A 24,104-nucleotide genomic window follows, 5' to 3' on the forward strand; every position below is an offset into this window, starting at 1 on the left:
ACTTAATTGCCGCCTCGATGCCTCATGAATGATTGGGTGTAAATTGAGTTCACCGGGGCAGCCCCCGGTGAGTTAGGTGTGACTTAAGCCTGGTATAAATACCCAAAAACGAAAGGCGGAGGTTAAAAAACCTTAGCGGGCAGCTTCGTAAATCCGACGGCTGACTTCAAGCGTAATGTCCTGATGTTCGCCCAGTTGCGTACCACCGTGTGCTTCCAGTTTTTCCAGCAATGCCGGGATGGAGCTACCGTCCAGGCCATAGTCAGACAGGCGAGTGGGTACGCCCATTTGTTCGAAGAAAGCGCGGGTAGCGGCAATGGCGGTGTCGATGCGCTGGTCGTCGGAACCTTCGGTGATATTCCAGATACGCTCTGCGTATTGCAGCAGTTTGGCACGCTTGGTATCACGTTTTTCATTCCACAGCGCTGGCAGAACGATGGCCAGCGTTTGAGCATGATCCAGACCGTGCATTGCGGTCAGTTCATGGCCCAGCATATGCGTTGCCCAGTCCTGCGGTACGCCTGCGCCAATCAGGCCGTTCAGCGCCTGGGTTGCCGCCCACATAACGTTCGCACGCACGTTGTAGTTTTCCGGCTCCTGCAAGGCTTTCGGACCTTCTTCTACCAGCGTGAGCAGAATGCCTTCGGCAAAGCGATCCTGAATTTTCCCGTCTACCGGATAAGTCACATACTGTTCCACGGTATGAACAAAAGCATCCACAACGCCGTTTGCAACCTGACGCGGCGGCAGGGTGTAGGTGTAAACCGGATCCAGTACGGCAAACACTGGCTGCACGAACGGGGTCATAAAGGCCAGTTTATCGCCGGTGGTTTTACGCGAAATTACCGCGCCGGAGTTAGATTCAGAGCCGGTTGCAGGCAGGGTTAATACGGAGCCCATCGGGATGGCGCTTGTTACGTCGTTGCCGTGGGTTTCCAGAATGCGCCATGGATCGATGCCGTCAGCGTACTGTGCAGCTGCCGCGATGAATTTGGTGCCGTCCAGCACTGAACCGCCACCTACCGCCAGCAGAAACGTCACTTTCTCATCACGCACGATTTTTACTGCGTTCATCAGCGTTTCGTAAGACGGGTTTGGCTCGATACCGCCAAACTCCAGCACATCCAGGCCTTTCAGCGCGTCCTGAACCTGTGCCAGGACGCCAGTTTTTTTCACGCTGCCGCCGCCGTAGGTAACCAGTACGCGAGCGTCCTGAGGAATTTGATCGCGCAGCTCAGCAATCGCGCCTTTACCAAACAAAATACGTGTTGGGGTATGGAGATTAAAGTTGTTCATTGCTCGTTCCCTTTGGTGGGTAATAAAAGAGGGCAGGTGAGTGTCTGCCGGATGATGAACATTGTGGTCGCCCGCCGCGTTGCTCTCAATGCTCATTTCTGCCGATGTCTTGCCCATTTCTACAGACTGCTGGAGAAAACGGATAAATCTGCGCATTATGTCAGGGTCGAAAACCGATGATGAAATGGTGCCCCATGAACCGTGATGAGATCTGTCTTCTGCTGACAAATAAAATTAAGCAGCTGAAAAACAATGAAAATAAACTTAACGAATTGCTGCCAGATGTCCGCCTGCTACACGGTACGGAGCCGGCGGCTCGTACACCGGTCATGTATCAGCCAGGCATCATATTTCTCTTTTCGGGACATAAAATTGGTTACATCAATGAGCGCGTATTTCGCTATGACGCCAACGAATACCTGCTGCTAACCGTACCTTTACCCTTTGAATGTGAAACCTATGCGACGCCAGAGGTTCCTCTGGCCGGTATTTATCTGAATGTCGATATCCTGCAATTGCAAGAGCTGCTGATGGACATTGGGGAAGACGAACTGTTCCAGCCCGCCATGGCGGCCAGCGGGATTAACTCTGCAACGCTCTCTGACGAAATTCTCTGCGCTGCTGAGCGCCTGCTGGATGTGATGGAGCGACCGCTGGATGCGCGCATCCTGGGGAAACAGATTATTCGCGAGATCCTCTACCATGTGCTGACCGGACCGCGCGGCGGCGCGTTACTTGCTCTGGTCAGTCGCCAGACGCATTTCAGTTTGATAAGCCGGGTGCTGAAGCGGATTGAAACCAAGTACACCGAAAACCTCAATGTAGAACAGCTGGCGGCAGAGGCGAACATGAGCGTGTCGGCGTTTCATCATAATTTTAAAGCGGTGACCAGCACGTCGCCGCTGCAATATCTTAAGAGCTATCGCCTGCATAAAGCACGGATGATGATGGTTCACGATGGGATGAAGGCCAGTGCGGCTGCCATGCGCGTCGGCTATGAGAGCGCATCGCAATTCAGTCGGGAGTTCAAACGTTTCTTTGGCGTAACGCCGGGGGAAGATGCGGCAAGAATTCGTATGATGCAGGGGAGTTGATTTCTTGTAGGCCTTAAAACCGCGCGCCATCAGGCATAATGCCGGGAATTACCCCGGCTACGGATAATACTCAGGCGCTACAGTATTTTTTTTTAATCACCACGAACAATGTTCCCAACAATCCTGCGGTTAACAGGGCAATCGGCAGGATCATTAGAAAGGTCATCACCTGATCTTCATGGCGTTTAACGAACGGGATCATGCTCAGCGCATAGCCGAAACTGGTGACGACGGTGACCCACAGCAGGCCACTCAGCCAGTTAAAAAACTGGAACCGACGGTTAGGAAGCCCTGAAATGCCCGCCATCGTTGGCAGCAAGGTGCGAACGAACGCCAGGAAACGCCCTGCCAGCAGCGCCATCAGGCCGTGTTGATCAAACATGCAGGTGGCGCGCTGATGGTATTTTTCCGGTAATTGCGCCAGCCAGCCTTTCACCGTGCGCGTGTTGCCTAGCCAGCGTCCCTGAATATAACTCAGCCAGCAGCCCAGACTGGCTGCGGCCGTCAGAATAGCTATGGTAGGTAAAAAACTCATCACGTCCTGAGCGATCAGCGCTCCTGCCAGTAATAACAGGCTGTCTCCGGGTAAAAAGGAGGCGGGCAGCAGGCCATTTTCTAAAAACAGCGTGGCGAACATGACGAAGTACACCACGCTCACCACGTGCGGATCCGCCAGTGCGGCAAAATCGTGTTGCCAGAGCGCGGAGACAATATCTTGAATGACTACCATGGACTTTCCTGTGGAACAGCGTTTATGTGTGGATTGTACTCCTGAATTGCCCGGGATGCCTTGATCCCGGACGCAACAATTGCAGACTTTTCCACCAGAAGTGTCTGCATATATGTCCATCTGTGGCAATTTTACTCGATTCGGGCAAATCCTGCGGCCAAATCGGCAATCAGATCGTCAACATTCTCTAAACCGATATGTAAACGGATGAGCGTTCCGCTGAAATCCACCTCGCCTTGCGGACGGATTGCCGCAATGTGTTCCGGCTGGTTGGCGAGAATCAGCGACTCAAAACCGCCCCAGGAGTAGGCCATACTGAACAGGCTGAAGTGATCCAGATACGCAGCAAGCTCCTCATTATTGAGCTTCTTATTCAATACAAAGGAGAACAGGCCGCTGCTGCCGGTAAAATCACGCTTCCAGAATTCATGCCCTTTGCTGCCGGGCAGTGCCGGGTGGTTCACGCGGGCGACCTGCGGATGGCTGACCAGCCACTCGGCGACCTTTAAGCTGCTTTCATGGTGCTGACGCAGGCGAACGCTCAGCGTACGCAGTCCACGGCTGGTCATATAGGCGGTATCGGCGTCCAGCATTTGCCCCATCAGATAGGCATTTTCGCGCAGTTGATCCCAGCAGCGGGCATTAGATACCGCCGTGCCGACCATGCCGTCAGAATGACCAATCAGATATTTGGTGCCTGCCTGAATAGAGATATCAATGCCAAAATCCAACGCTTTGAACAGCACCCCGGCAGCCCAGGTGTTATCAATCATGATGATTGCATCCGGCGCGACGCTTCTGACGGCGGCAACAATAGCTGGAACATCATGCACTTCCATAGTGACAGAGCCGGGAGATTCCAGAAATACGACTTTCGTGTTCGGCTGTATGTGCTTAACGATATCGGCGCCAACCAGCGGATCGAACCAGCCGGTGGACACGCCGAGCTTGCCGAGAATTTTGGTACAGAAATCCTGACTGGGTTCATAGGCTGTGTTGGTCATCAGCACATGATCCCCTTGCTCCACAAAGGCAAGGATGGTGTTGGCAACGGCCGCCGCACCGCAGGGGAACAGCGCGCAACCCGCACCACCTTCCAGTTCGCACATCGCTTCCTGAAGAGAGAAATGCGTCAGGGTTCCGCGACGCCCATAGAAAAGCGCACCGTTCGCCCGGTTGTGCGTGGCCTGTTTTTTGGCCTCTACGGTGTCAAAAACCAGCGAAGAAGCGCGCTGGATCACGCTATTTACCGAGCCCAGCGTGTACTTTTTACTGCGTCCTGCGTGAACGAGTTTGGTTTCAAGTTGCTTATCTGCCATGTTGTCTTACCTGTTTTTATACGTCTGGATGTCTAAACTACCATGAATCAAAGATGACGCATCCTGCAGAACGGTCATACAGTAGAAAATAATCTCAAAATGCTTCTGGTGACTTTTTTACTGCGTAAGCGCAAGGAAAAGAAACCAAAGGTGCGGCAATATGTAAATAGTAATGAGAACGACTATCAATTCGACGTCGTTTTGATATGATTACGCTCAGATTTTGTGATTTGCGTCCTGGAGATACAGAGTGGGTAATAATTTGATGCAGACGGATCTTTCCGTCTGGGGTATGTATCAGCACGCCGATATCGTGGTTAAGTGCGTGATGATTGGGCTGATTTTGGCGTCAGTGGTCACCTGGGCTATCTTCTTTAGTAAGAGCCTTGAGTTCTTTACTCAGAAACGCCGCCTTAAGCGTGAACAGCAACTGCTGGCGGAAGCCCGCTCTTTAGATCAGGCAAGTGAAATTGCCGCAGGATTCGATGGCAAAAGCCTGGGCGCACAGTTGATTAACGAAGCGCAGAACGAGCTGGAACTGTCAGAAGGCAGCGACGATAACGAAGGCATTAAAGAGCGTACCGGCTTCCGTCTGGAGCGTCGTGTGGCGGCGGTAGGTCGTCATATGGGCCGCGGTAACGGATACCTGGCCACCATCGGGGCTATCTCTCCATTCGTCGGTCTGTTCGGTACCGTATGGGGCATCATGAATAGCTTCATCGGGATTGCACAAACCCAAACGACCAACCTCGCCGTTGTTGCGCCGGGTATCGCAGAAGCGCTGTTAGCGACCGCAATCGGTCTGGTCGCAGCAATTCCAGCTGTTGTTATCTACAACATTTTCGCACGTCAGATTGGCAGCTATAAAGCGATGCTGGGCGACGTCGCGGCACAGGTGCTGTTGCTGCAAAGTCGCGATCTGGACCTGAATGCAAGCGCATCCGCGCATCCGGTACGTGCAGCGCAGAAATTACGTGTAGGATAATGTTCCATGGCAATGAGCTTTAATGAAAACCTGGACGATAACGGTGAAATGCATGAAATCAACGTGACGCCGTTTATCGACGTTATGTTGGTTTTATTGATCATCTTTATGGTTGCCGCGCCGTTGGCAACCGTAGATGTGAAGGTGAATCTCCCTGCCTCCACCAGCACGCCGCAGCCGCGTCCGGAAAAACCGGTTTACCTGTCAGTTAAAGCCGATAAGAGTATGTTCATTGGCAACAATCAGGTGACGGATGAAACCATGATTAACGAGCTAAATGCGCTAACTGAAGGGAAGAAAGACACCACGATTTTCTTCCGGGCAGATAAAACCGTTGATTATGAGACCATGATGAAGGTGATGGATACGCTGCATCAGGCGGGCTTCCTGAAGATTGGTCTGGTTGGCGAAGAGACAGTGAAAGCGAAGTAATCTTCCTCATTGCCGGGTAATGGTTACCGCCTTACCCGGCGTGTCTCTCCTGATTCAACTCCCTCGCACACTTGTTCTTATCTGTTCTCATCTAACGCGACCGTGGTTATCCTGGTGGGTTCGTAGTTCCCTTCAGACAGCTTTCGCGTCAGGCGTAAGGTGGCCGTTTCCCGCGCGAGTATATGCTGGTAGGTGCTTTCCAGTCGGGCCATGATTTTGTCCCGCAGTTCTGGTTGCTGCTCCATAATGGCTTCGATCGCGGCACCGTAGATCTCTTCTTTAGCCTGTAGCGAGTAAATTTCACGGCGATTTTGCCATTTCATCCGCACCAGTGCAGCGGGAATAGAGACTATCTCCTGAGCAACGCTTTCCAGTGTCGCGTTTTTATTGGCAATCAACACGGCTAAATTTTGCTTTAAGACAAACTCATCGCTTTTATGGTTATCTAAAGCCAAATAAACATTATTATCCTCAACATCTTTCATTTTATTTCTCTTCCAGAGAATAAAAAATAGGGTCGCTGGTTTCACGGGTAATTAAATTAAGCCAAATTTTGTTGCCCTGTTCATTTATGATGGCTGTTTTTTGAGTCAAAATTTTACTTAATTCTTGTGCATTAATGTCGCCTTCTGCCTGTAGTGAATTGAGCAGGCGAGAGAATGACTCAATTTTTGCTGCACGAAATAGACGCTCTTTTAAATGACGGTCGCACTCTTCAAATAGCATATTTCGTGACTGGCCGGTAGCAGCAGAGCTAATCAAAATATCGGATTCGTAATCGCTTAATGTTATCTTCCCCTGAGTCAAATTTTCACTATTATCTGTGGAGGTGGTATTGTCAGGTGAGCTGGATAAGTGAAAACGCGAGGGAACAAGATGCTCGGGAAGCATGTTGAAATATCCTTTGATGCCAATGATATGTTGTTTTAAATAAACCATGCCGCGTTGACAATAGCATGGCGTAATTTTAAAATCAAAAAAAATGGAGCCAGTATATGAACAGTATATTTTATTCTGTTATTACCCTGCTATTGCTGACCTGCGGGGTACTTTTGTTGATGCGCAGTGCAAATAAAAACCGTAATGCAGAAAATGGATACGCTGAAAACCAGCCGGAAATACTGAGTAAAGAAGAGGGTGAAGATCATTTCTCGGTACTGATGAATTCGATTACTCCGGTTTGGTATTGGCGTGTCAATCACGAATATATCGATTTTATCCACTCGACGATCAAACGGATGACAATGGTGGAGCTGAATGAGACGCCAGGGCTATTTGATGCACAGCGGCGTTGCAGCGATCTCAACTCTGCGGTGTATAAATATTACGACAATATTAAAAAACGCTGTCTGAGTGGCGAGAAAGTCCCGCATGCCGATTTGGACGTGCTTAACTTACGTCAGTGCTTCAGGGAGTTCAGCCTGGAAGCATATCCTGCACTTGTCGCGCTGGTGTGGCCGGAATATCAGCGCCCAGAAATCAAAGCAGAAGAGGTGTGAGGAGCTGGCTGGCCCGTATTACGTGCCGGGAAGAACAACGTTGCTACCCGGCACGGGATTACCTACGGCTATTTGTCAGATGAGGCCTGCCACAGGTTCAGCTTACCGTCCGCGACGTGCTTATCGATCTGCGCCAGTTCTTCGGCGCTGAACGTCAGATTCGCCAGCGCCTGAACGTTCTCTTCCAGTTGCTCCGGTCGACTGGCGCCAATCAATACCGACGTTACCCTGTTGTCTTTTAGCAGCCAGCTTAAGGCCATTTGTGCCATCGACTGTCCACGCTGTTGCGCCATCTCATTAAGCAAACGCAGGCTGGTAAGGTTTTCTTCCGTCAGCATGTTTTCCGTTAATCCACGAACCTTTTTCCCTTCACGCTGCATGCGTGAACCTTCCGGAATACCGTTAAGGTATTTCCCCGTCAGCAGTCCCTGAGCCAGCGGCGTAAATGCGATGCAGCCCATGCCGTTGGATTCCAGCGTATCCAGCAGGCCGCTGCTGTCTACCCAGCGGTTAAGCAGGTTGTAAGACGGCTGATGGATCAGCAATGGAATTTTCCATTCCCGCATCAACTCGGCCATTTTCTGCGTACGTTCCGGAGAATAGGATGAGATGCCGACATACAGCGCTTTACCGCTTTGCACGGCGTGGGCCAGCGCCGAGGCGGTCTCTTCCATTGGCGTATTTTCGTCAACGCGGTGAGAGTAGAAGATATCGACATAGTCGAGACCCATGCGTTTCAGACTCTGGTCGAGGCTGGCGAGCAGGTATTTGCGCGAACCGCCAGAACCGTATGGCCCAGGCCACATGTCATAGCCTGCCTTGGTGGAGATAATCAGTTCATCGCGATAGTGTGCAAAATCCTCGCGCAGTAATCGGCCAAAATTCTCTTCTGCGCTGCCTGGTGGCGGCCCATAGTTATTGGCTAAATCAAAATGCGTGATGCCTAAATCAAATGCTTTACGCAACAGGGCGCGCTGTGAATCCAGCGCCTGAACGTGCCCAAAACTGTGCCATAAACCCAGCGATAGCGCGGGTAAACGCAAACCGCTGCGCCCACAGTAGCGATAGAGCATCTGCTCGTAACGTTCAGGATTGGCAAACCAGGCCATGAGATCTCCTTAGTGCAGGTGAATTTCGAAACAACGTTTCTATTCTAGCGGGTTCACGGTGAATATCCCGTTCACCAGGTCACATTGAGATGAAAAACTGGGCAAAAACAGGTCACTGTGCTTTGCTTAAAAAAACACCAATCAGGAGTGCGACGATGCCGCGTTTGACTGCCAAAGATTTTCCGCAAGAACTGCTCGACTACTATGACTATTACGCGCATGGCAAAATAACGAAACGCGAGTTTCTCAATCTGGCAGCGAAATATGCAGTGGGTGGCATGACGGCGTTGGCTTTATTCAATTTATTGAAACCCAACTATGCCCTCGCAACGCAGGTAGAATTTACCGATCCCGATATTTTGGCGGAATATATTACCTATCCTTCGCCTGAAGGGCATGGTGATGTGCGGGGGTATTTAGTTAAACCTGCGAAGGTGACAGGGAAAGTTCCGGCGGTGGTGGTAGTGCATGAGAATCGTGGGCTGAATCCGTATATTGAAGATGTGGCGAGACGGGTGGCGAAGGCGGGCTTTATGGCACTTGCGCCGGATGGATTAAGTTCGGTAGGGGGATATCCGGGCAATGATGATAAAGGTCGGGAATTGCAGCAGCAGGTTGACCCCGTAAAGTTGATGAATGATTTTTTTGCCGCCATTGAATTTATGCAATCTTATTCAGGGACGACGGGAAAGGTAGGTATCACCGGATTTTGCTACGGTGGTGGTGTGTCGAATGCCGCTGCTGTAGCTTTCCCTAAACTGGCCTGCGCGGTGCCTTTTTATGGGCGGCAGGTTCCTGCATCAGATGTCCCCAAAATAAACGCGCCTTTATTACTGCACTATGCGCAATTAGACACACGTATTAATGAGGGATGGCCTGCCTATGAAGCGGCGCTTAAGGCCAATAAGAAAGTCTATGAAGCCTATATCTATCCCGGCGTTAATCATGGCTTTCACAACGATTCGACCCCCCGTTATGATAAAGCTGCCGCTGATTTAGCCTGGGAACGTACTCTTGCGTGGTTTAACAAATATTTGCGATAGAAAACAATAGATTATTTAATGCTTATAACTAATTACCTGAATAATAATGCTACCTAATTTCATTAGCATTCATATTGATATAGTGTGGAGAGAGAGTGGATGTACTTAAGAAAGTAAAAAAATAAAGAACGCATTATATCTTCTCTACTGCCTGCCGATAACAAGGATAAGTATCGCCTGATGGCGAATTCCTCATCAACGGCAAGGAAATTATTATGCGTTTGCTGAAAAACTTCACTATTCGTATTGTCATGTTGGCAATACTGGGACTTTTTTGCCTGCTCTGGTCGGGCGTGGGTTTATTCAGTCTTCATTCGTTATCAAAAATATCTGAAGGCAATGATATTGACCGTCATCTTGTCCATCAGATGACGGTTCTCAGTCAGGGCAACGATCAGTACTTTCGCTTCGTAACGCGCTTAAGTCGCGCCATGGATGTCAAAATGAGTGGCGGAACGCCTGATTTTGCGCCAGCGCAACAGTCCCTGGAGAATATGAGCAAAAAACTCCAGGAGATGAAAACATTATCTCCGGGCCCTATGGACCCTGACGTCGCTAACGCAGTACTGACGAAGTGGCAGGCGCTGCTGGACAACGGCGTGATCCCGCAAATGCAGCTGGCGCAGCAGGGAACGCTTACGGCCTTTGCTGAGCATGCCAGCACTATTACACCCGCGTTGAGCCGTGAATTTGGCGCCAGTGCCGAGCGTTTTAACGCCACGGCAGGCGAGCGACTCGATACCACCCGCGTGATGGTCGATGGCAAAACCTCTATCATCCGGACGCTAATTATCACCGCCGTGATCCTTGGGATTGCCCTCCTTTTCTTTACCGACCGCTACCTTGTTTCCATGATGGTGAAACCGCTGGGACGTATTCGCCAACAGTTCCAGCAGATTGCGCAGGGCGATCTCAGCCATCCCATCGAAGATTTTGGTCGTAACTGTGTGGGTCAACTGGTGCCGTTATTGTGCGCGATGCAGGATAGCCTACGTGAAGCCGTCAGTACCATCCGTTCAGGTAGTGACAACATCTGGCGAGGGGCGACGGAAATTTCGACCGGCAATAACGATCTCTCCTCACGTACTGAAGAGCAGGCTGCGGCTCTGGAAGAGACCGCTGCCAGCATGGAGCAACTGACCGCAACGGTAAAACTGAACGCAGAAAATGCGCGTGAAGCCAGCCAGCTTGCCGATACGGCCACAGAAACGGCAGGCAAAGGGAGCACGCTGGTTTCAGAAGTGGTAGAGACGATGGACGGCATTGCCGCCAGCTCTAAACAGATCGCGGAAATCACGTCAGTTATTAATAGTATTGCTTTCCAGACCAACATTCTGGCGCTGAACGCGGCGGTTGAAGCAGCCAGGGCAGGCGAGCAGGGGCGCGGTTTTGCCGTCGTCGCCGGTGAAGTACGTAACCTTGCCAGTCGCAGCGCCGGGGCGGCGAAAGAGATTGAGACGCTGATTGGCGAGTCATCGCGTCGTGTTGATCAGGGTGCTCGTCTGGTTAAAGAAACAGGATTAACCATGGAGGCGATTCTGCGCGGCGCCACCGAAGTGACTGTCATCATGAAGCAAATTGCCTCTGCCTCGGAAGAACAGAATAAGGGTATCTCGCAGGTGAGCGTGGCGATCACGCAGATGGACAGCGTAACGCAACAGAACGCTGCATTGGTAGAACAAGTTTCCGCCGCGGCAGTGGCGCTGGAACGACAAACAGAGGAGCTGCAACGCTCGGTGCAACAGTTCCGCCTTTCCGCTAATGATGTGCAATACGCAGCCAGCCAAACCACTTCCTCTTCAGCAGACAGCAAAACGTCTGCGGCCGCTAAAACGGATGAGTGGGTGTCCTTTTAAGCCGTTATAAAAAGTTCGTGATACCTCTGGTCTTTGCTTAAAAAATCGCTATATAATTTATTATATAGCGATTGGAGGTTATGCATGGACAACCATTTTGGTAAAGGCCTGATGGCCGGATTAAACGCCTCAAGTGCGGACAGTGCACGCTCGGTGGCGAATTTTTGTGCGGATTATAAGCGTGGTTTTGTGCTGGGATTTTCACATCGAATGTTTGAAAAAACGGGCGATCGACAGCTCAGCGCGTGGGAAGCGGGGATCCTGACGCGCCGTTATGGGCTGGATAAAGAGATGGTGATGGATTTCTTTAAAGAGAACCAGTCCAGTACAACAATTCGGTTTTTCATGGCTGGCTATCGACTCGAAGCTTGATCCGAAAGGGGTATTATCTTGCTTTAATTAATTACACTATTGACCTACGCCTTCGTTTTGTTGCTCCGCCGAAGTATTATAATGCACATAACCATATAAAAAGTGTGGTAATGGCGCGCCGATCGCAATATGCAACATGCGAATGGTGCAAAATAAAAGCCAGGTCTTCGCAACGGAATAACTATAAAATGACTGGAGATAACTCTCTCATCAATTCGAGCGGCATTAATCGCCGTGATTTCATGAAGCTTTGTGCAGCACTGGCCGCTACCATGGGGCTCAGTAGCAAAGCCGCCGCAGAAATGGCCGAATCAGTTTCTCGTCCTCAGCGCCCACCGGTTATCTGGATTGGTGCTCAGGAGTGTACGGGTTGTACTGAATCGCTGCTTCGCGCGACACACCCTACAGTGGAAAACCTCGTTCTGGAGACAATCTCTCTGGAATACCATGAGGTGCTCTCTGCCGCCTTCGGCCATCAGGTCGAAGAGAACAAACATAACGCTCTGGAGAAGTACAAAGGGCAATATGTTCTGGTAGTAGATGGTTCTATCCCACTGAAAGATAATGGTATTTACTGCATGGTTGCCGGCGAGCCGATCGTGGATCACATCCGCCGGGCCGCAGAAGGCGCAGCCGCTATCATTGCCATCGGCTCTTGCGCCGCGTGGGGTGGTGTTGCTGCCGCTGGCGTTAACCCAACGGGTGCCGTCGGCCTGCAAGAAGTTCTGCCAGGCAAAACCATCATCAACATCCCCGGCTGTCCGCCGAACCCGCATAACTTCCTCGCAACGGTCGCGCATATCATCACTTATGGTAAGCCGCCGAAGCTGGATACCAAAAACCGTCCGACATTCGCCTATGGCCGTTTGATTCACGAACACTGCGAACGTCGCCCGCACTTCGATGCTGGTCGTTTTGCTAAAGAGTTTGGTGATGAAGGCCACCGTGAAGGTTGGTGCCTCTACCATCTGGGCTGTAAAGGACCAGAAACCTACGGCAACTGCTCAACGCTGCAATTCTGCGATGTGGGCGGCGTGTGGCCGGTGGCTATCGGTCACCCTTGCTACGGCTGTAACGAAGAAGGTGTCGGCTTCCATAAAGGTATTCACCAGCTTGCTCATGTGGAAAACCAAACTCCGCGTTCCGAGAAACCTGACGTCAACATGAAAGAAGGCGGCAATGTTTCTGCCGGAGCGATTGGACTGCTGGGTGGCGTAGTAGGACTGGTTGCCGGCGTCAGCGTGATGGCGGTTCGTGAACTGGGGCGTCAGCAGAAGAAAGATAACGCTGACTCACGGGGAGAATAACCGTGAACAGACGTAACTTTATTAAAGCAGCCTCCAGCGGGGCATTGCTGTTGGGCGCAGCGCCGTCCATCAGCCATGCGGCTGCAGAAAACCGTCCGCCGATCCCTGGTTCTCTTGGGATGCTCTATGACTCGACGCTGTGCGTAGGCTGCCAGGCCTGTGTCACCAAGTGTCAGGATATCAACTTCCCGGCGCGTAACCCGGAAGGCGAGCAAACCTGGTCGAACAACGACAAACTGTCGCCGTATACCAATAACATCATTCAGGTGTGGCGTAGCGGAACAGGCGTTAACAAAGACCAGGAAGAAAATGGCTACGCATACATCAAGAAACAGTGCATGCACTGTGTTGATCCGAACTGCGTTTCCGTTTGCCCGGTCTCCGCGCTGAAAAAAGATCCGAAAACCGGCATCGTCCATTATGACAAAGATGTCTGCACGGGCTGTCGTTACTGCATGGTCGCCTGCCCGTACAACGTGCCTAAGTACGACTACAACAACCCGTTTGGTGCACTTCACAAATGTGAACTGTGTAACCAGAAAGGCGTTGAGCGTCTGGACAAAGGTGGTTTACCGGGTTGTGTTGAAGTGTGCCCAGCCGGTGCGGTGATTTTTGGTACGCGTGAAGAGCTGATGGCTGAGGCGAAAAAACGTCTCGCGCTGAAGCCTGGTAGCGAATACCACTATCCGCGTCAGACGGTGAAAGCAGGCGATACCTATCTGCATACGGTACCGAAGTACTACCCGCACCTGTACGGTGAGAAAGAAGGTGGTGGTACGCAGGTTATGGTACTGACGGGTGTTCCTTACGAGGATTTGGATCTGCCGAAGCTGGATGATCTTTCAACTGGTGCGCGTTCCGAACATGTTCAACATTCCCTGTACAAGGGCATGATATTACCCCTGGCTGCGCTGGCGGGCTTAACCGTGCTGGTTCGTCGTAACACGAAAAACGACCATCACGATGGAGGAGACGATCATGAGTCATGATCCTAAACCGCTGGGCGGAAAAATAATCAGCAAACCGGTCATTATTTTTGGGCCGCTTATCGTCCTGTGTATGCTCCTGATCGTGAAACGTCTGGTCTTCGGACTGGGCTCAGTCTCCGATCTGAACGGCGGTTTCCCATGGGGTGTATGGATCGCGTTTGACCTGTTGATTGGTACTGGCTTCGCGTGCGGTGGTTGGGCGCTGGCGTGGGCGGTGTACGTTTTCAACAGAGGCCAATACCATCCGTTGGTTCGTCCGGCGCTGCTGGCGAGCCTGTTTGGCTACTCGCTGGGTGGTCTGTCGATCACCATTGACGTCGGTCGTTACTGGAACCTGCCGTATTTCTACATTCCGGGCCACTTCAACGTGAACTCGGTACTGTTCGAAACGGCGGTCTGTATGACCATCTATATCGGCATCATGGCGCTGGAATTTGCTCCGGCTCTGTTTGAACGTCTGGGGTGGAAAGTTTCCCTCAAACGTTTGAATAAAGTGATGTTCTTTATTATTGCCCTCGGCGCGCTGCTGCCAACCATGCACCAGTCTTCAATGGGTTCATTGATGATTTCTGCGGGTTATAAGGTGCATCCGCTATGGCAAGCTTATGAAATGCTGCCGCTTTTCTCGGTATTAACCGCCTTTATTATGGGCTTCTCGATCGTCATCTTTGAAGGCTCGTTGGTACAAGCCGGTCTGAAAGGTAACGGTCCGGACGAAAAAAGTTTGTTCATCAAGCTGACGAATACCATCAGCGTGCTGCTGGCGATTTTCGTCGTCCTGCGCTTTGGCGAACTGATCTATCGCGACAAGCTGTCCTATGCGTTCTCGGGCGATCTTTACTCCCTGATGTTCTGGCTTGAAGTCGTGCTGATGGTCTTCCCGCTGGTGGTGCTGCGCGTCACTAAGCTGCGTAATGACTCGCGCATGCTGTATCTGTCTGCGCTGAGCGCATTGCTGGGTTGTGCAACATGGCGTCTGTCCTATTCGCTGGTGGCGTTCAATCCTGGTGGTGGCTACCACTACTTCCCGACCTGGGAAGAGCTGTTGATTTCTATTGGTTTTGTGGCTATTGAGATTTGTGCATACATCGTACTCATTCGTCTACTGCCGATACTTCCTCCTTTAAAACAAAACGATCAAAATCGTCATGAGGCGAGCAAAGCATGAGCCAGAGAATTACTATTGATCCGGTAACCCGTATTGAGGGTCATTTACGCATCGACTGCGAAATCGAAAATGGCGTGGTATCTAAAGCATGGGCTTCCGGTACCATGTGGCGCGGCATGGAAGAGATCGTGAAAAACCGCGATCCGCGCGATGCCTGGATGATTGTGCAGCGTATCTGTGGCGTTTGTACGACCACTCACGCTATCTCTTCCGTTCGTGCAGCAGAAAGTGCGCTGAATATTGATGTTCCGGTGAACGCACAGTATATCCGTAACATCATTCTGGCCGCGCACACCACGCATGACCACATTGTTCACTTCTATCAGCTGTCTGCGCTGGACTGGGTGGATATCACCTCTGCCCTGAAAGCTGACCCAGCGAAAGCGTCTGCCATGCTGAACGGCGTGTCCTCCTGGCACCTGAACAGCGCAGAAGAGTTCACCAAGGTTCAGAACAAGATCAAAGATCTTGTTGCCAGCGGTCAGTTAGGCATTTTTGCTAACGGTTGCTGGGGTCACCCGGCAATGCAGCTGCCGCCGGAAGTGAACCTGATTGCGGTCGCACACTACCTGCAAGCGCTGGAATGCCAGCGTGATGCCAACCGCGTTGTGGCACTGTTGGGCGGTAAAACGCCGCACATCCAGAACCTGGCGGTAGGTGGGGTTGCTAACCCAATTAACCTTGACGGTCTCGGCGTGCTGAACCTTGAACGCCTGATGTACATCAAGTCCTTCATCGATAAGCTGAGCGACTTCGTTGAGCAGGTGTACAAGGTTGATACCGCGGTTATTGCTGCGTTCTATCCTGAGTGGCTGGAACGTGGTCAGGGTGCGGTTAACTACCTGAGTGCGCCGGAATTCCCGACAGATGGTAAAAACGGCAGCTTCCTGTTCCCGGGTGGTTACATCACCGATGCTGATCTGTCGACCTATCGTCCGATCACCTCTCACTCCGATGAGTACCTGATCAAAGGGATTCAGGAGAGTGCGAAACACGCGTGGTACAAAGATGAAGCGCCGCAGGCTCCGTGGGAAGGCACAACGGTTCCTGACTACACCGGTTGGTCAGACGACGGCAAATACTCCTGGGTTAAAGCGCCTACTTTCTACGGTAAAACGGTTGAAGTGGGTCCGCTGGCCAATATGCTGTGTAAACTGGCGGCCAAACGCGAGTCTACCCATGCCAAGCTGAATGAAATCATCGCGATTTACACCAAGCTGACCGGTAAAACTATCGAAGTGTCGCAGTTGCACTCTACGCTGGGCCGTATTATTGGCCGTACCGTTCACTGCTGTGAACTGCAGAATGTTCTGCAGGATCAGTACAACGCGCTGATTGTGAACATCGGTAAAGGCGACCACACCACCTTCGTGAAACCGGATATTCCGGCAACAGGCGAATTCAAAGGTGTTGGTTTCCTCGAAGCGCCACGCGGTATGCTGTCTCACTGGATGGTGATTAAAGACGGCATTATCAGCAACTACCAGGCGGTTGTACCGTCAACCTGGAACTCTGGCCCACGTAACTTTAATGATGAAGTGGGACCGTATGAGCGCTCGCTGGTAGGTACGCCGATTGCCGATCCAAACAAACCGCTGGAAGTGGTTCGTACCATTCACTCCTTCGACCCTTGTATGTCATGTGCGGTGCATGTGGTGGACGTTGACGGGAACGAAGTGGTCTCAGTTAAGGTTCTGTAATGCGGATATTAGTCTTAGGGGTCGGCAATATTTTGCTGACCGACGAAGCCATCGGGGTACGTATCGTTGAGGCATTAGAGCAACGGTACATCCTGCCAGACTTTGTTGATGTTCTGGACGGTGGTACGGCTGGGATGGAGCTTCTCGGCGATATGGCGAACAGAGATCATCTGATCATTGCTGACGCCATTGTGTCGAAGAAAAACACGCCAGGAACGATGATGGTCCTGCGGGATGAAGAGATCCCAGCGCTGTTTACCAACAAAATCTCACCGCACCAGCTTGGCCTGGCCGACGTATTGTCGGCCCTGCGTTTTACCGGCGAGTTTCCGAAAAAGCTGACCTTAGTCGGCGTTATTCCGGAATCGCTGGAACCGCATATCGGGCTAACGCCAACGGTTGAAGCGATGATTGAACCTGCGCTGGAGCAGGTTCTTGCCGCACTTCGAGAATCAGGCGTTGAAGCGATCCCTCGGGAGGCGGCTCATGTCTGAGGAGTTTGTCGGTTTTCAGACGGCCCCGAAGACGCAGATTCAGGCAGCGTTTGAAGAGGTTGCCCGGCGTTCGATGCACGATCTCTCTTTCTTGCATCCGAACATGCCGGTATATGTCTCTGATTTTACGCTGTTTGAAGGACAGTGGACGGGGTGTGTTATCACACCCTGGATGCTCAGCGCACTGATTTTCCCCGGACCGGACCAGATCTGGCCGGTGCGTAAAGTCAGCGAAAAAATCGGGTTGCGTCTGCCGTATGGCGAGATGACCTTTACCGTTGGTGAACTGGAGGGCGTATCGCAATACCTTTCCTGTTCACTGATGTCGCCGCTTTCGCACAGTATGTCGGCGCAAGAAGGTGTGCGTCTGACTGACGATTGCGCGCGCATGCTGTTATCGCTGCCGGTGAGCGATCCGAATGCGCCGCAGCTAAATCGCCGCGCGCTGCTGCTGGGTCGTCGGAACTGCGAAAATGCATGAGCTGTCCCTTTGTCAGAGCGCGGTTGAGATTGTTCAACAGCAGGCAGAGCAGCACGGTGTCAAACGTGTAACCGGCGTTTGGCTGGAAATCGGAGCGCTCTCGTGCGTTGAAGAGAGCGCCGTCCGTTTCAGTTTCGACATCGTCTGTCAGGGCACGCTGGCGCAAGGGTGTGAGTTGCATATTGATTACAAACCAGCCCAGGCATGGTGCTGGGATTGCAGTCAGGTTGTGGAAATCACCCAGCATGATGCGCAGTGTCCACTATGTCAGGGCGATCGTCTGCGGGTTGATGCAGGCGATTCACTGAAAGTGAAAAGTATTGAAGTCGAATAACCCATAGGTTGCTATGGGGCGGAGTCAGATATGTGTATTGGAGTCCCTGGTCAGGTTCTGGCCGTTGGTGAAGATATTCACCAGCTTGCGCAGGTTGAAGTGTGCGGCATCAAACGTGATGTCAATATTGCCCTGATTTGTGAAGGTGATACCGCTGAGCTGGTCGGGCAATGGGTGCTGGTGCACGTAGGGTTCGCCATGAGCATCATTGATGAAGATGAAGCTAAAGCCACGTTAGACGCACTTCGCCGCATGGAGTACGACGTCACCAGCGCGTGACAATCGGTTAGTGCCTGATGGCGTTACGCTTATCAGGCCTACGCCTTCTATGTAGGCCGGATAAGGCATTTATGCCGCCATCCGGCATCTTGCGTTAACCCTGGCGCTTATCTTCGGTATTGGTGTCGAAGTCGCTGGCGTCATGACGTTCATGAAGCTGCTCGTTTAGCGGCCCGTTAGTGCGGTTTACAATACGACCTCGCTTAACTGCCGGACGCGCGGCAACCTCTTTTGCCCAGCGTTGCACGTGCTTGTAACTTCCTGCATCGAGGAACTCTGCCGCGTCGTACACGTTACCCAGCACCACATTGCCAAACCACGGCCAAACCGCCATATCGGCAATGGTGTATTCATCTCCTGCCACAAACTGATTTTGTGCTAACTGCTTATCCAGTACGTCGAGTAAGCGTTTGGCTTCCATCGTGAAGCGGTTAATAGCGTACTCAATTTTTACCGGCGCATAGTTATAGAAGTGACCAAAACCACCGCCGAGGAACGGCGCCGCACCCTGTAACCAGAACAACCAGTTCAGCGTTTCAGTACGTTTTGCCAAATCCTGCGGCAGGAAATAACCGTATTTTTCCGCCAGATAGAGCAGGATTGCGCCAGATTCGAATACGCGAACCGGTGGGTTTTGCGAGTGGTCGCGCAGCGCCGGGATCTTCGAGTTCGGATTCACCTCAACAAAGCCGCTGGAAAACTGATCGCCATCGCCAATGCGGATAATCCAGGCATCGTATTCTGCGCCCTTCACACCCTGCGCCAGTAACTCCTCCAGCATAATCGTCACTTTCTGCCCGTTTGGCGTCCCCAACGAATAGAGCTGTAGCGGATGCTTGCCAACCGGCAGCGTCTTCTCGTGGGTGGCGCCGGAAATCGGGCGGTTGATATTGGCGAATGCGCCGCCGTTCGATTTTTCCCACGTCCAGACTTTCGCGGGCTGATAGGTATTGTCTGACATATTGACCTGCCTTCTGAGTGGTTGTGTTGATGCAGTGTAGCAGTTAGGTAGAACTCAATTTAACAGATTGGGACTTTATGTCGCTTTGTGCTGAAAGGGGAAGATAAATCTAACCCGTTCATTGTACCTGGCCCGTACTCCATGAAGAGGAAATCAATGTTGGACGGAAATTGCTACCGTATTCACCATCAAAAATTGGCGGTGAATAAGCAGTAATAATGAAAAATGGTGTTCCAGGAGTAAGCGGTTATCAGGGCCCTGCGGGTGGGTGGGGTGCGGTAAAAGCCGTCACTGCTTCGGTGTTTTCGCAAAAGGCTGTCGCGCGCGACATTATCGCGATGTTCAAAATGAACCAGGTGAAAGGGTTCGATTGTCCGGGCTGTGCGTGGCCGGACCCCGGGCATCGTGCACCAATGGAGCTGTGCGAAAATGGCGTTAAGGCGGTTTCCTGGGAGACAACCAGTAAGAAAGCGTCACCGGAATTTTTCAGCCGTCACCCAGTTTCCACACTCTGGCACTACAGCGATTATGAACTGGAAAACATTGGTCGTTTGACGCATCCAATGAAATACGATGCAGTGTCTGACACCTGGCAGGCGGTGGATTGGGATATCGCCTTTCGGGAGATCGGCGAGCGTCTGCGCAGCTATGACTCAGCACAACAGGTTGAGTTTTATACCTCCGGCAGAACGTCAAATGAGGCGGCGTTCCTGTATCAGCTGTTTGCCCGTGAATATGGTAGCAGCAACTTTCCTGATTGCTCAAACATGTGCCACGGACCGACCAGCGCAGGGCTAACGCCGGCCATTGGCCTTGGGAAAGGGACCGTTGAACTTGATGATTTTGACCACTGCGATCTGGTTATTTGTATCGGGCATAACCCTGGTACTAACCATCCACGCATGCTGACCACCTTACGCGACGTTGCCAAACGTGGAGCCAAAATTATCTCCATCAACCCGCTGAACGAAAGGGGGCTTGAGCGCTTTAGCTTCCCGCAGAGCGCGAAAGAGATGTTCACCGGTCAGGCGACGGAGCTGAGCAACGACTACTACCAGGTAAAAATGGGCGGAGACGCCTCGTTGCTCAAAGGCATAATGAAGGCGCTGATCGAAATGGACGAAGCGCGGATCCTACTGGATCAACAGCCGACGCTCGATCATGCGTTTATCGACCAACATACCGCGGGATATGCAGCGCTGTATGACGACTTACGTCAGCATAACTGGGCGGAGCTGGAACAGGACTCGGGTCTGACGCGCAGTCAGATGGAAGATCTGGCGCACAGCTACAGTAAATCCAGCGCCACGATTGTTTGTTATGGTCTGGGTATCACCCAGCATAAAAACGGCACCGAGAACGTTCAGCAACTGGTAAATCTGTTGCTGCTGAAAGGCAATATGGGTAAGCCGGGGGCGGGGATCTGCCCGTTACGCGGCCATTCTAATGTGCAGGGCGATCGTTCTGTAGGGATCAACGAAGCGGCGTCCGAAGACTTCCTGCAACGACTTGAGAAGCATTTTTCTATCCGTGTTCCGCGCAAACATGGACGCTCCAGCGTGGAAAGCATTCGGGCCATCGAGCGGGGAGACGCAAAAGCGCTCATCTGCATGGGCGGCAATCTGGCGGTAGCGATGCCCCAGCCGCAGCGTACATTTGCGGCGATGAAAAATCTGGATCTGCAGGTCCATGTGGCGACCAAACTGAACAGATCGCATCTGCTGATGGCAAAGCATAACTACCTGCTACCTGCATTAGGCCGAACGGAGCGCGACATGCAGGCGACGGGGATCCAGTCAGTGACCGTTGAAGATTCTATGTCGATGGTTCACGCTTCCTGTGGCGCGCTGAAGCCGGCTTCCCGCTGGCTAAAATCGGAGCCCGCGATTGTGGCGGGCATGGCGCGTGCCACGCTGCCGCATTCTCCGATCAACTGGGAAGCATTTACCGGGGACTACGCGTTGATCCGTGACGCCATTGAAGCCGTGATCCCGGCGTTCCACGATTACAACGCACGTATTGCCGAGCCGGGCGGATTTCGTATGGATACACCTGCTTCGCGCCGTGAATGGCGAACGGAGAATGGCAAAGCCAACTTTATCGTCAGCCATCAGCGGGCGGTAGAGCGGGAACATCAGCCTGCTGATGCACTGGTTCTGGCAACGCTGCGTAGCCACGATCAGTACAACACCACGATATATGGTATGAACGATCGCTATCGTGGCATTACTGGCCGTCGGGATGTGGTGTTTTTAAGCGCCGAAGAAGTGACGAGCCGCGGTCTGAGCCAGGGTGATGTGGTCAACGTTCAGGCGCTGGACGACAACGGTCAGCCCTGCGCGGATCGCATCATGTACGGCTTAACGGTGGTGATTTACAACATGGCGGCTGGCTCAATTGGCGCTTATCTGCCTGAAGCGAATGTCCTGCTTTCGCTGGATGCAGTAGATACACAAAGTTTGACTCCAGCGTATAAAAGCGTACCGGTCACCCTGACCAAAGCGTAATTCCTGCTGTGAATTTTTCGCCTCTGAGCGCCAGCCGCTGCGTTGAGGTGTATGATGATGTCGACCTCTGTCCGGTTAGTGTCGCAGAGCAGGCAATCAGAGCGAAAAATTCACGCCAACCTGCTCAGGCTGTATTGTTTTGAGGTAAGGTTCATGAGCAAAGGAACGACCAGTCAGGATGCCCCATTCGGGACATTATTGGGCTATGCCCCAGGTGGCGTAGCAATCTACTCTTCAGATTACAGCTCCCTCGACCCACGGGACTACGACGATGATGCAGCATTTCGCAGCTATATCGACGATGAATACATGGGCCACAAATGGCAGTGCGTAGAGTTCGCACGCCGCTTTCTCTTCCTTAACTATGGCATGGTCTTCACCGATGTGGGTATGGCCTGGGAGATCTTCTCCTTACGCTTTCTGCGCGAAGTAGTGAATGACAACATCCTACCGTTACAGGCATTTCCGAATGGTTCGCCCCGCGCGCCGGTAGCAGGCGCTCTGCTTATCTGGCAAAAAGGCGGCGAATTTAAAGATACCGGGCATGTGGCGGTCGTCACCCAGTTGCTGGAAAACAAAATCCGTATTGCCGAACAGAACGTGCTCCATACGCCGCTGCCTCCCGGACAGCAGTGGACCCGCGAACTGGAGATGGTGGTTGAGAACGGTTGTTACACCCTGCGTGATACCTTTGACGACACGACCATTCTTGGTTGGATGATCCAGACCAATGATACCCGATTCAGCCTACCGCAGCCGGAGATCGCCAATGACTCGCTGAAAATTGGCGGCGCGCGACTGGAAGATAACGGGCAATTTGACGGTAAATGGCTGAATGAGCAGGATCCGCTGCAAAAAGCCTACGTGCTGGCGAACGGCCATGTGATTAATCAGGACCCGCATCAGTACTTCACCATTACCGAGAGCGCCGAGCAGGAGCTGATTAAAGCCACCAACGAGCTGCACCTGATGTATCTGCACGCGACTGACAAGGTGCTGAAAGACGACAACCTGCTGGCGCTGTTTGATATCCCGAAAATCCTCTGGCCGCGCCTGCGCCTTTCCTGGCAGCGTCGTCGGCATCATATGATTACGGGGCGTATGGATTTCTGTATGGATGAACGTGGACTGAAGGTGTATGAGTACAACGCCGATTCCGCATCGTGTCATACCGAAGCCGGTTTGATCCTCGAAAGATGGGCCGAGCGTGGTTACACAGGGCAGGGACACAACCCGGCTGAAGGGTTGATCAACGAACTGGCGGGTGCCTGGAAGCACAGCCGCGCACGTCCGTTTGTCCACATCATGCAGGATAAGGATATCGAGGAAAACTATCACGCGCAGTTTATGCAGCAGGCGCTGCGTCAGGCCGGGTTTGACAGCAAAATTCTGCGAGGTTTGGATGAACTGCGCTGGGATGACGCCGGTCAATTGACTGACGGAGACGGCCGTCTGGTGAACTGCGTCTGGAAGACCTGGGCGTGGGAAACCGCAATTGAGCAGGTGCGCGAGGTCAGCGAAACGGAGTACGCCGCGGTGCCAATTCGTACCGGGCATACGAATCAGGAAGTGCGTTTAATCGACGTGCTGCTGCGCCCGGAAGTGTTGGTCTTCGAACCTCTGTGGACGGTTATCCCTGGCAACAAAGCGATTCTGCCGATCCTCTGGCAACTGTTCCCGCACCACCGTTATCTGCTAGATACGGATTTCACTGTTAATGAAGAGCTGGCGCAAACCGGTTATGCGGTGAAACCTATTGCAGGACGTTGTGGCAGCAACATCGATCTGGTGAGTCATCAGGAAGAGCTACTGGATAAAACCAGCGGTAAGTTTGCCGAGCAGAAGAACATTTATCAGCAGCTTTGGTGTCTGCCAAAAGTTGCCGGTAAATATATCCAGGTTTGTACCTTTACCGTAGGTGGTAACTACGGCGGTACCTGCCTGCGCGGTGACGAGTCGCTGGTGATTAAAAAAGAGAGCGATATTGAACCGCTGATTGTGGTGAAGGAATAACCGCTCAACCCCTGTGATGGTGATGTTGCCATCACGGGGTTATTTGATGGTTTCTAATCTTATTTTAAAAGGCTTTCTAGGCTGATTCTTAAACCTGCTCGAATCTTATGACCTTCGCTAATTTTTATCCATGCCG

Annotated in this window: 24 protein-coding genes; 17 read left to right on the plus strand and 7 right to left on the minus strand. The window is 52.1% G+C overall.

All coding sequences use genetic code 11. From position 1 onward, the window contains the following. Positions 1–132 precede the first annotated feature (132 nt). Positions 133–1,296: an alcohol dehydrogenase gene (yqhD, locus tag OGX96_RS04780; RefSeq protein ID WP_286582326.1), complete on the minus strand. Its 1,164-nt coding sequence runs from the start codon at positions 1,294–1,296 to the stop codon at positions 133–135. Positions 1,297–1,490: 194 nt separating this feature from the next. Between yqhD and OGX96_RS04785 the strand changes: the two genes are divergently transcribed. Next, positions 1,491–2,390 (plus strand): AraC family transcriptional regulator, encoded by a 900-nt coding sequence (locus OGX96_RS04785; protein WP_153752246.1) that lies wholly within the window; start codon positions 1,491–1,493, stop codon positions 2,388–2,390. 70 nt (positions 2,391–2,460) lie between these two features. On the opposite strand, the gene yghB is transcribed toward OGX96_RS04785, so the two are convergent. Together yghB and metC are read right to left on the minus strand one after the other, a co-directional pair. Continuing rightward, positions 2,461–3,120 carry a DedA family general envelope maintenance protein YghB gene (gene yghB, locus OGX96_RS04790; protein WP_003024510.1) on the minus strand — a complete coding sequence of 220 codons (660 nt, stop codon included), beginning with the start codon at positions 3,118–3,120 and terminating at the stop codon, positions 2,461–2,463. Positions 3,121–3,251: 131 nt separating this feature from the next. Then, complete coding sequence (gene metC / locus OGX96_RS04795; RefSeq protein WP_286582330.1) at positions 3,252–4,439, minus strand: cystathionine beta-lyase; 1,188 nt, start codon at positions 4,437–4,439, stop codon at positions 3,252–3,254. A 250-nt stretch (positions 4,440–4,689) separates the two neighbouring features. Here metC and exbB point away from each other — a divergent pair, with 250 nt between their 5' ends. Both exbB and exbD read left to right on the plus strand, forming a co-directional pair. Next, positions 4,690–5,424 (plus strand): tol-pal system-associated acyl-CoA thioesterase, encoded by a 735-nt coding sequence (gene exbB / locus OGX96_RS04800; protein WP_003024507.1) that lies wholly within the window; start codon positions 4,690–4,692, stop codon positions 5,422–5,424. Between the two features lie 6 nt (positions 5,425–5,430). After that, positions 5,431–5,856, plus strand: coding sequence for a TonB system transport protein ExbD (exbD, locus tag OGX96_RS04805; protein ID WP_003828370.1), 426 nt, complete (start codon positions 5,431–5,433; stop codon positions 5,854–5,856). Positions 5,857–5,933: 77 nt separating this feature from the next. Here the strand turns inward: exbD and OGX96_RS04810 are convergent, their stop codons facing one another. Beyond that, on the minus strand, positions 5,934–6,341 hold the full coding sequence (locus OGX96_RS04810) for a hypothetical protein (protein ID WP_008785811.1): 408 nt from the start codon (positions 6,339–6,341) through the stop codon (positions 5,934–5,936). Between the two features lies 1 nt (position 6,342). Next, the gene (locus tag OGX96_RS04815) at positions 6,343–6,747 is read right to left on the minus strand and encodes a hypothetical protein (RefSeq protein ID WP_008785810.1); all 405 of its coding nucleotides are present in this window, start codon (positions 6,745–6,747) and stop codon (positions 6,343–6,345) included. 104 nt (positions 6,748–6,851) lie between these two features. Between OGX96_RS04815 and OGX96_RS04820 the strand changes: the two genes are divergently transcribed. Beyond that, positions 6,852–7,355 (plus strand): ESA_00282 family adhesion-associated protein, encoded by a 504-nt coding sequence (locus tag OGX96_RS04820; protein WP_008785809.1) that lies wholly within the window; start codon positions 6,852–6,854, stop codon positions 7,353–7,355. A gap of 68 nt (positions 7,356–7,423) precedes the next feature. Here OGX96_RS04820 and OGX96_RS04825 read toward each other — a convergent pair whose 3' ends face one another. Beyond that, positions 7,424–8,464, minus strand: coding sequence for an aldo/keto reductase (locus OGX96_RS04825; protein WP_032945003.1), 1,041 nt, complete (start codon positions 8,462–8,464; stop codon positions 7,424–7,426). A gap of 155 nt (positions 8,465–8,619) precedes the next feature. Between OGX96_RS04825 and yghX the strand changes: the two genes are divergently transcribed. From yghX to hybG, 11 genes are all read left to right on the plus strand, one after another. Then, positions 8,620–9,507, plus strand: coding sequence for a YghX family hydrolase (gene yghX / locus OGX96_RS04830; RefSeq protein WP_286582357.1), 888 nt, complete (start codon positions 8,620–8,622; stop codon positions 9,505–9,507). A gap of 215 nt (positions 9,508–9,722) precedes the next feature. Continuing rightward, positions 9,723–11,363 carry a methyl-accepting chemotaxis protein gene (locus tag OGX96_RS04835; RefSeq protein WP_008785806.1) on the plus strand — a complete coding sequence of 547 codons (1,641 nt, stop codon included), beginning with the start codon at positions 9,723–9,725 and terminating at the stop codon, positions 11,361–11,363. An 84-nt stretch (positions 11,364–11,447) separates the two neighbouring features. Next, positions 11,448–11,735, plus strand: coding sequence for a DUF2623 family protein (locus OGX96_RS04840; protein WP_003024490.1), 288 nt, complete (start codon positions 11,448–11,450; stop codon positions 11,733–11,735). 188 nt (positions 11,736–11,923) lie between these two features. Then, the gene (gene hybO / locus OGX96_RS04845; protein WP_003024486.1) at positions 11,924–13,042 is read left to right on the plus strand and encodes a hydrogenase 2 small subunit; all 1,119 of its coding nucleotides are present in this window, start codon (positions 11,924–11,926) and stop codon (positions 13,040–13,042) included. 2 nt (positions 13,043–13,044) lie between these two features. Beyond that, positions 13,045–14,031 carry a hydrogenase 2 operon protein HybA gene (gene hybA, locus OGX96_RS04850; protein ID WP_003828357.1) on the plus strand — a complete coding sequence of 329 codons (987 nt, stop codon included), beginning with the start codon at positions 13,045–13,047 and terminating at the stop codon, positions 14,029–14,031. Next, the gene (hybB, locus tag OGX96_RS04855) at positions 14,021–15,199 is read left to right on the plus strand and encodes a Ni/Fe-hydrogenase cytochrome b subunit (RefSeq protein WP_003828354.1); all 1,179 of its coding nucleotides are present in this window, start codon (positions 14,021–14,023) and stop codon (positions 15,197–15,199) included. The genes hybA and hybB overlap by 11 nt, the downstream gene beginning before the upstream one ends. After that, a complete protein-coding gene (hybC, locus tag OGX96_RS04860; protein ID WP_003828353.1) occupies positions 15,196–16,899 on the plus strand; it encodes a hydrogenase 2 large subunit in 1,704 nt (567 codons plus the stop codon). Before hybB ends, hybC begins: the two co-directional genes overlap by 4 nt. After that, positions 16,899–17,393, plus strand: coding sequence for a HyaD/HybD family hydrogenase maturation endopeptidase (locus OGX96_RS04865; protein ID WP_032944999.1), 495 nt, complete (start codon positions 16,899–16,901; stop codon positions 17,391–17,393). The genes hybC and OGX96_RS04865 overlap by 1 nt, the downstream gene beginning before the upstream one ends. Next, positions 17,386–17,874 carry a hydrogenase-2 assembly chaperone gene (hybE, locus tag OGX96_RS04870; protein ID WP_008785804.1) on the plus strand — a complete coding sequence of 163 codons (489 nt, stop codon included), beginning with the start codon at positions 17,386–17,388 and terminating at the stop codon, positions 17,872–17,874. Before OGX96_RS04865 ends, hybE begins: the two co-directional genes overlap by 8 nt. Further along, the gene (gene hypA / locus OGX96_RS04875) at positions 17,867–18,208 is read left to right on the plus strand and encodes a hydrogenase maturation nickel metallochaperone HypA (RefSeq protein ID WP_003828349.1); all 342 of its coding nucleotides are present in this window, start codon (positions 17,867–17,869) and stop codon (positions 18,206–18,208) included. The genes hybE and hypA overlap by 8 nt, the downstream gene beginning before the upstream one ends. Positions 18,209–18,238: 30 nt before the next feature. Continuing rightward, positions 18,239–18,487 carry a hydrogenase maturation factor HybG gene (gene hybG / locus OGX96_RS04880; protein ID WP_003024459.1) on the plus strand — a complete coding sequence of 83 codons (249 nt, stop codon included), beginning with the start codon at positions 18,239–18,241 and terminating at the stop codon, positions 18,485–18,487. Between the two features lie 94 nt (positions 18,488–18,581). Here the strand turns inward: hybG and yghU are convergent, their stop codons facing one another. After that, a complete protein-coding gene (gene yghU, locus OGX96_RS04885; RefSeq protein ID WP_008785803.1) occupies positions 18,582–19,448 on the minus strand; it encodes a glutathione-dependent disulfide-bond oxidoreductase in 867 nt (288 codons plus the stop codon). 218 nt (positions 19,449–19,666) lie between these two features. On the opposite strand from yghU, the gene OGX96_RS04890 reads away from it, so the two are divergent. Together OGX96_RS04890 and gss are read left to right on the plus strand one after the other, a co-directional pair. Beyond that, entirely contained in the window at positions 19,667–21,955 is a 2,289-nt protein-coding gene (locus OGX96_RS04890; RefSeq protein WP_286582334.1) for an FdhF/YdeP family oxidoreductase, read from the plus strand. A 153-nt stretch (positions 21,956–22,108) separates the two neighbouring features. Then, positions 22,109–23,968, plus strand: coding sequence for a bifunctional glutathionylspermidine amidase/synthase (gene gss, locus OGX96_RS04895; protein WP_286582335.1), 1,860 nt, complete (start codon positions 22,109–22,111; stop codon positions 23,966–23,968). Positions 23,969–24,104: the final 136 nt, after the last annotated feature.

Source organism: Citrobacter sp. Cpo100 (assembly GCF_030332595.1).
GTDB lineage: Bacteria > Pseudomonadota > Gammaproteobacteria > Enterobacterales > Enterobacteriaceae > Citrobacter > Citrobacter portucalensis.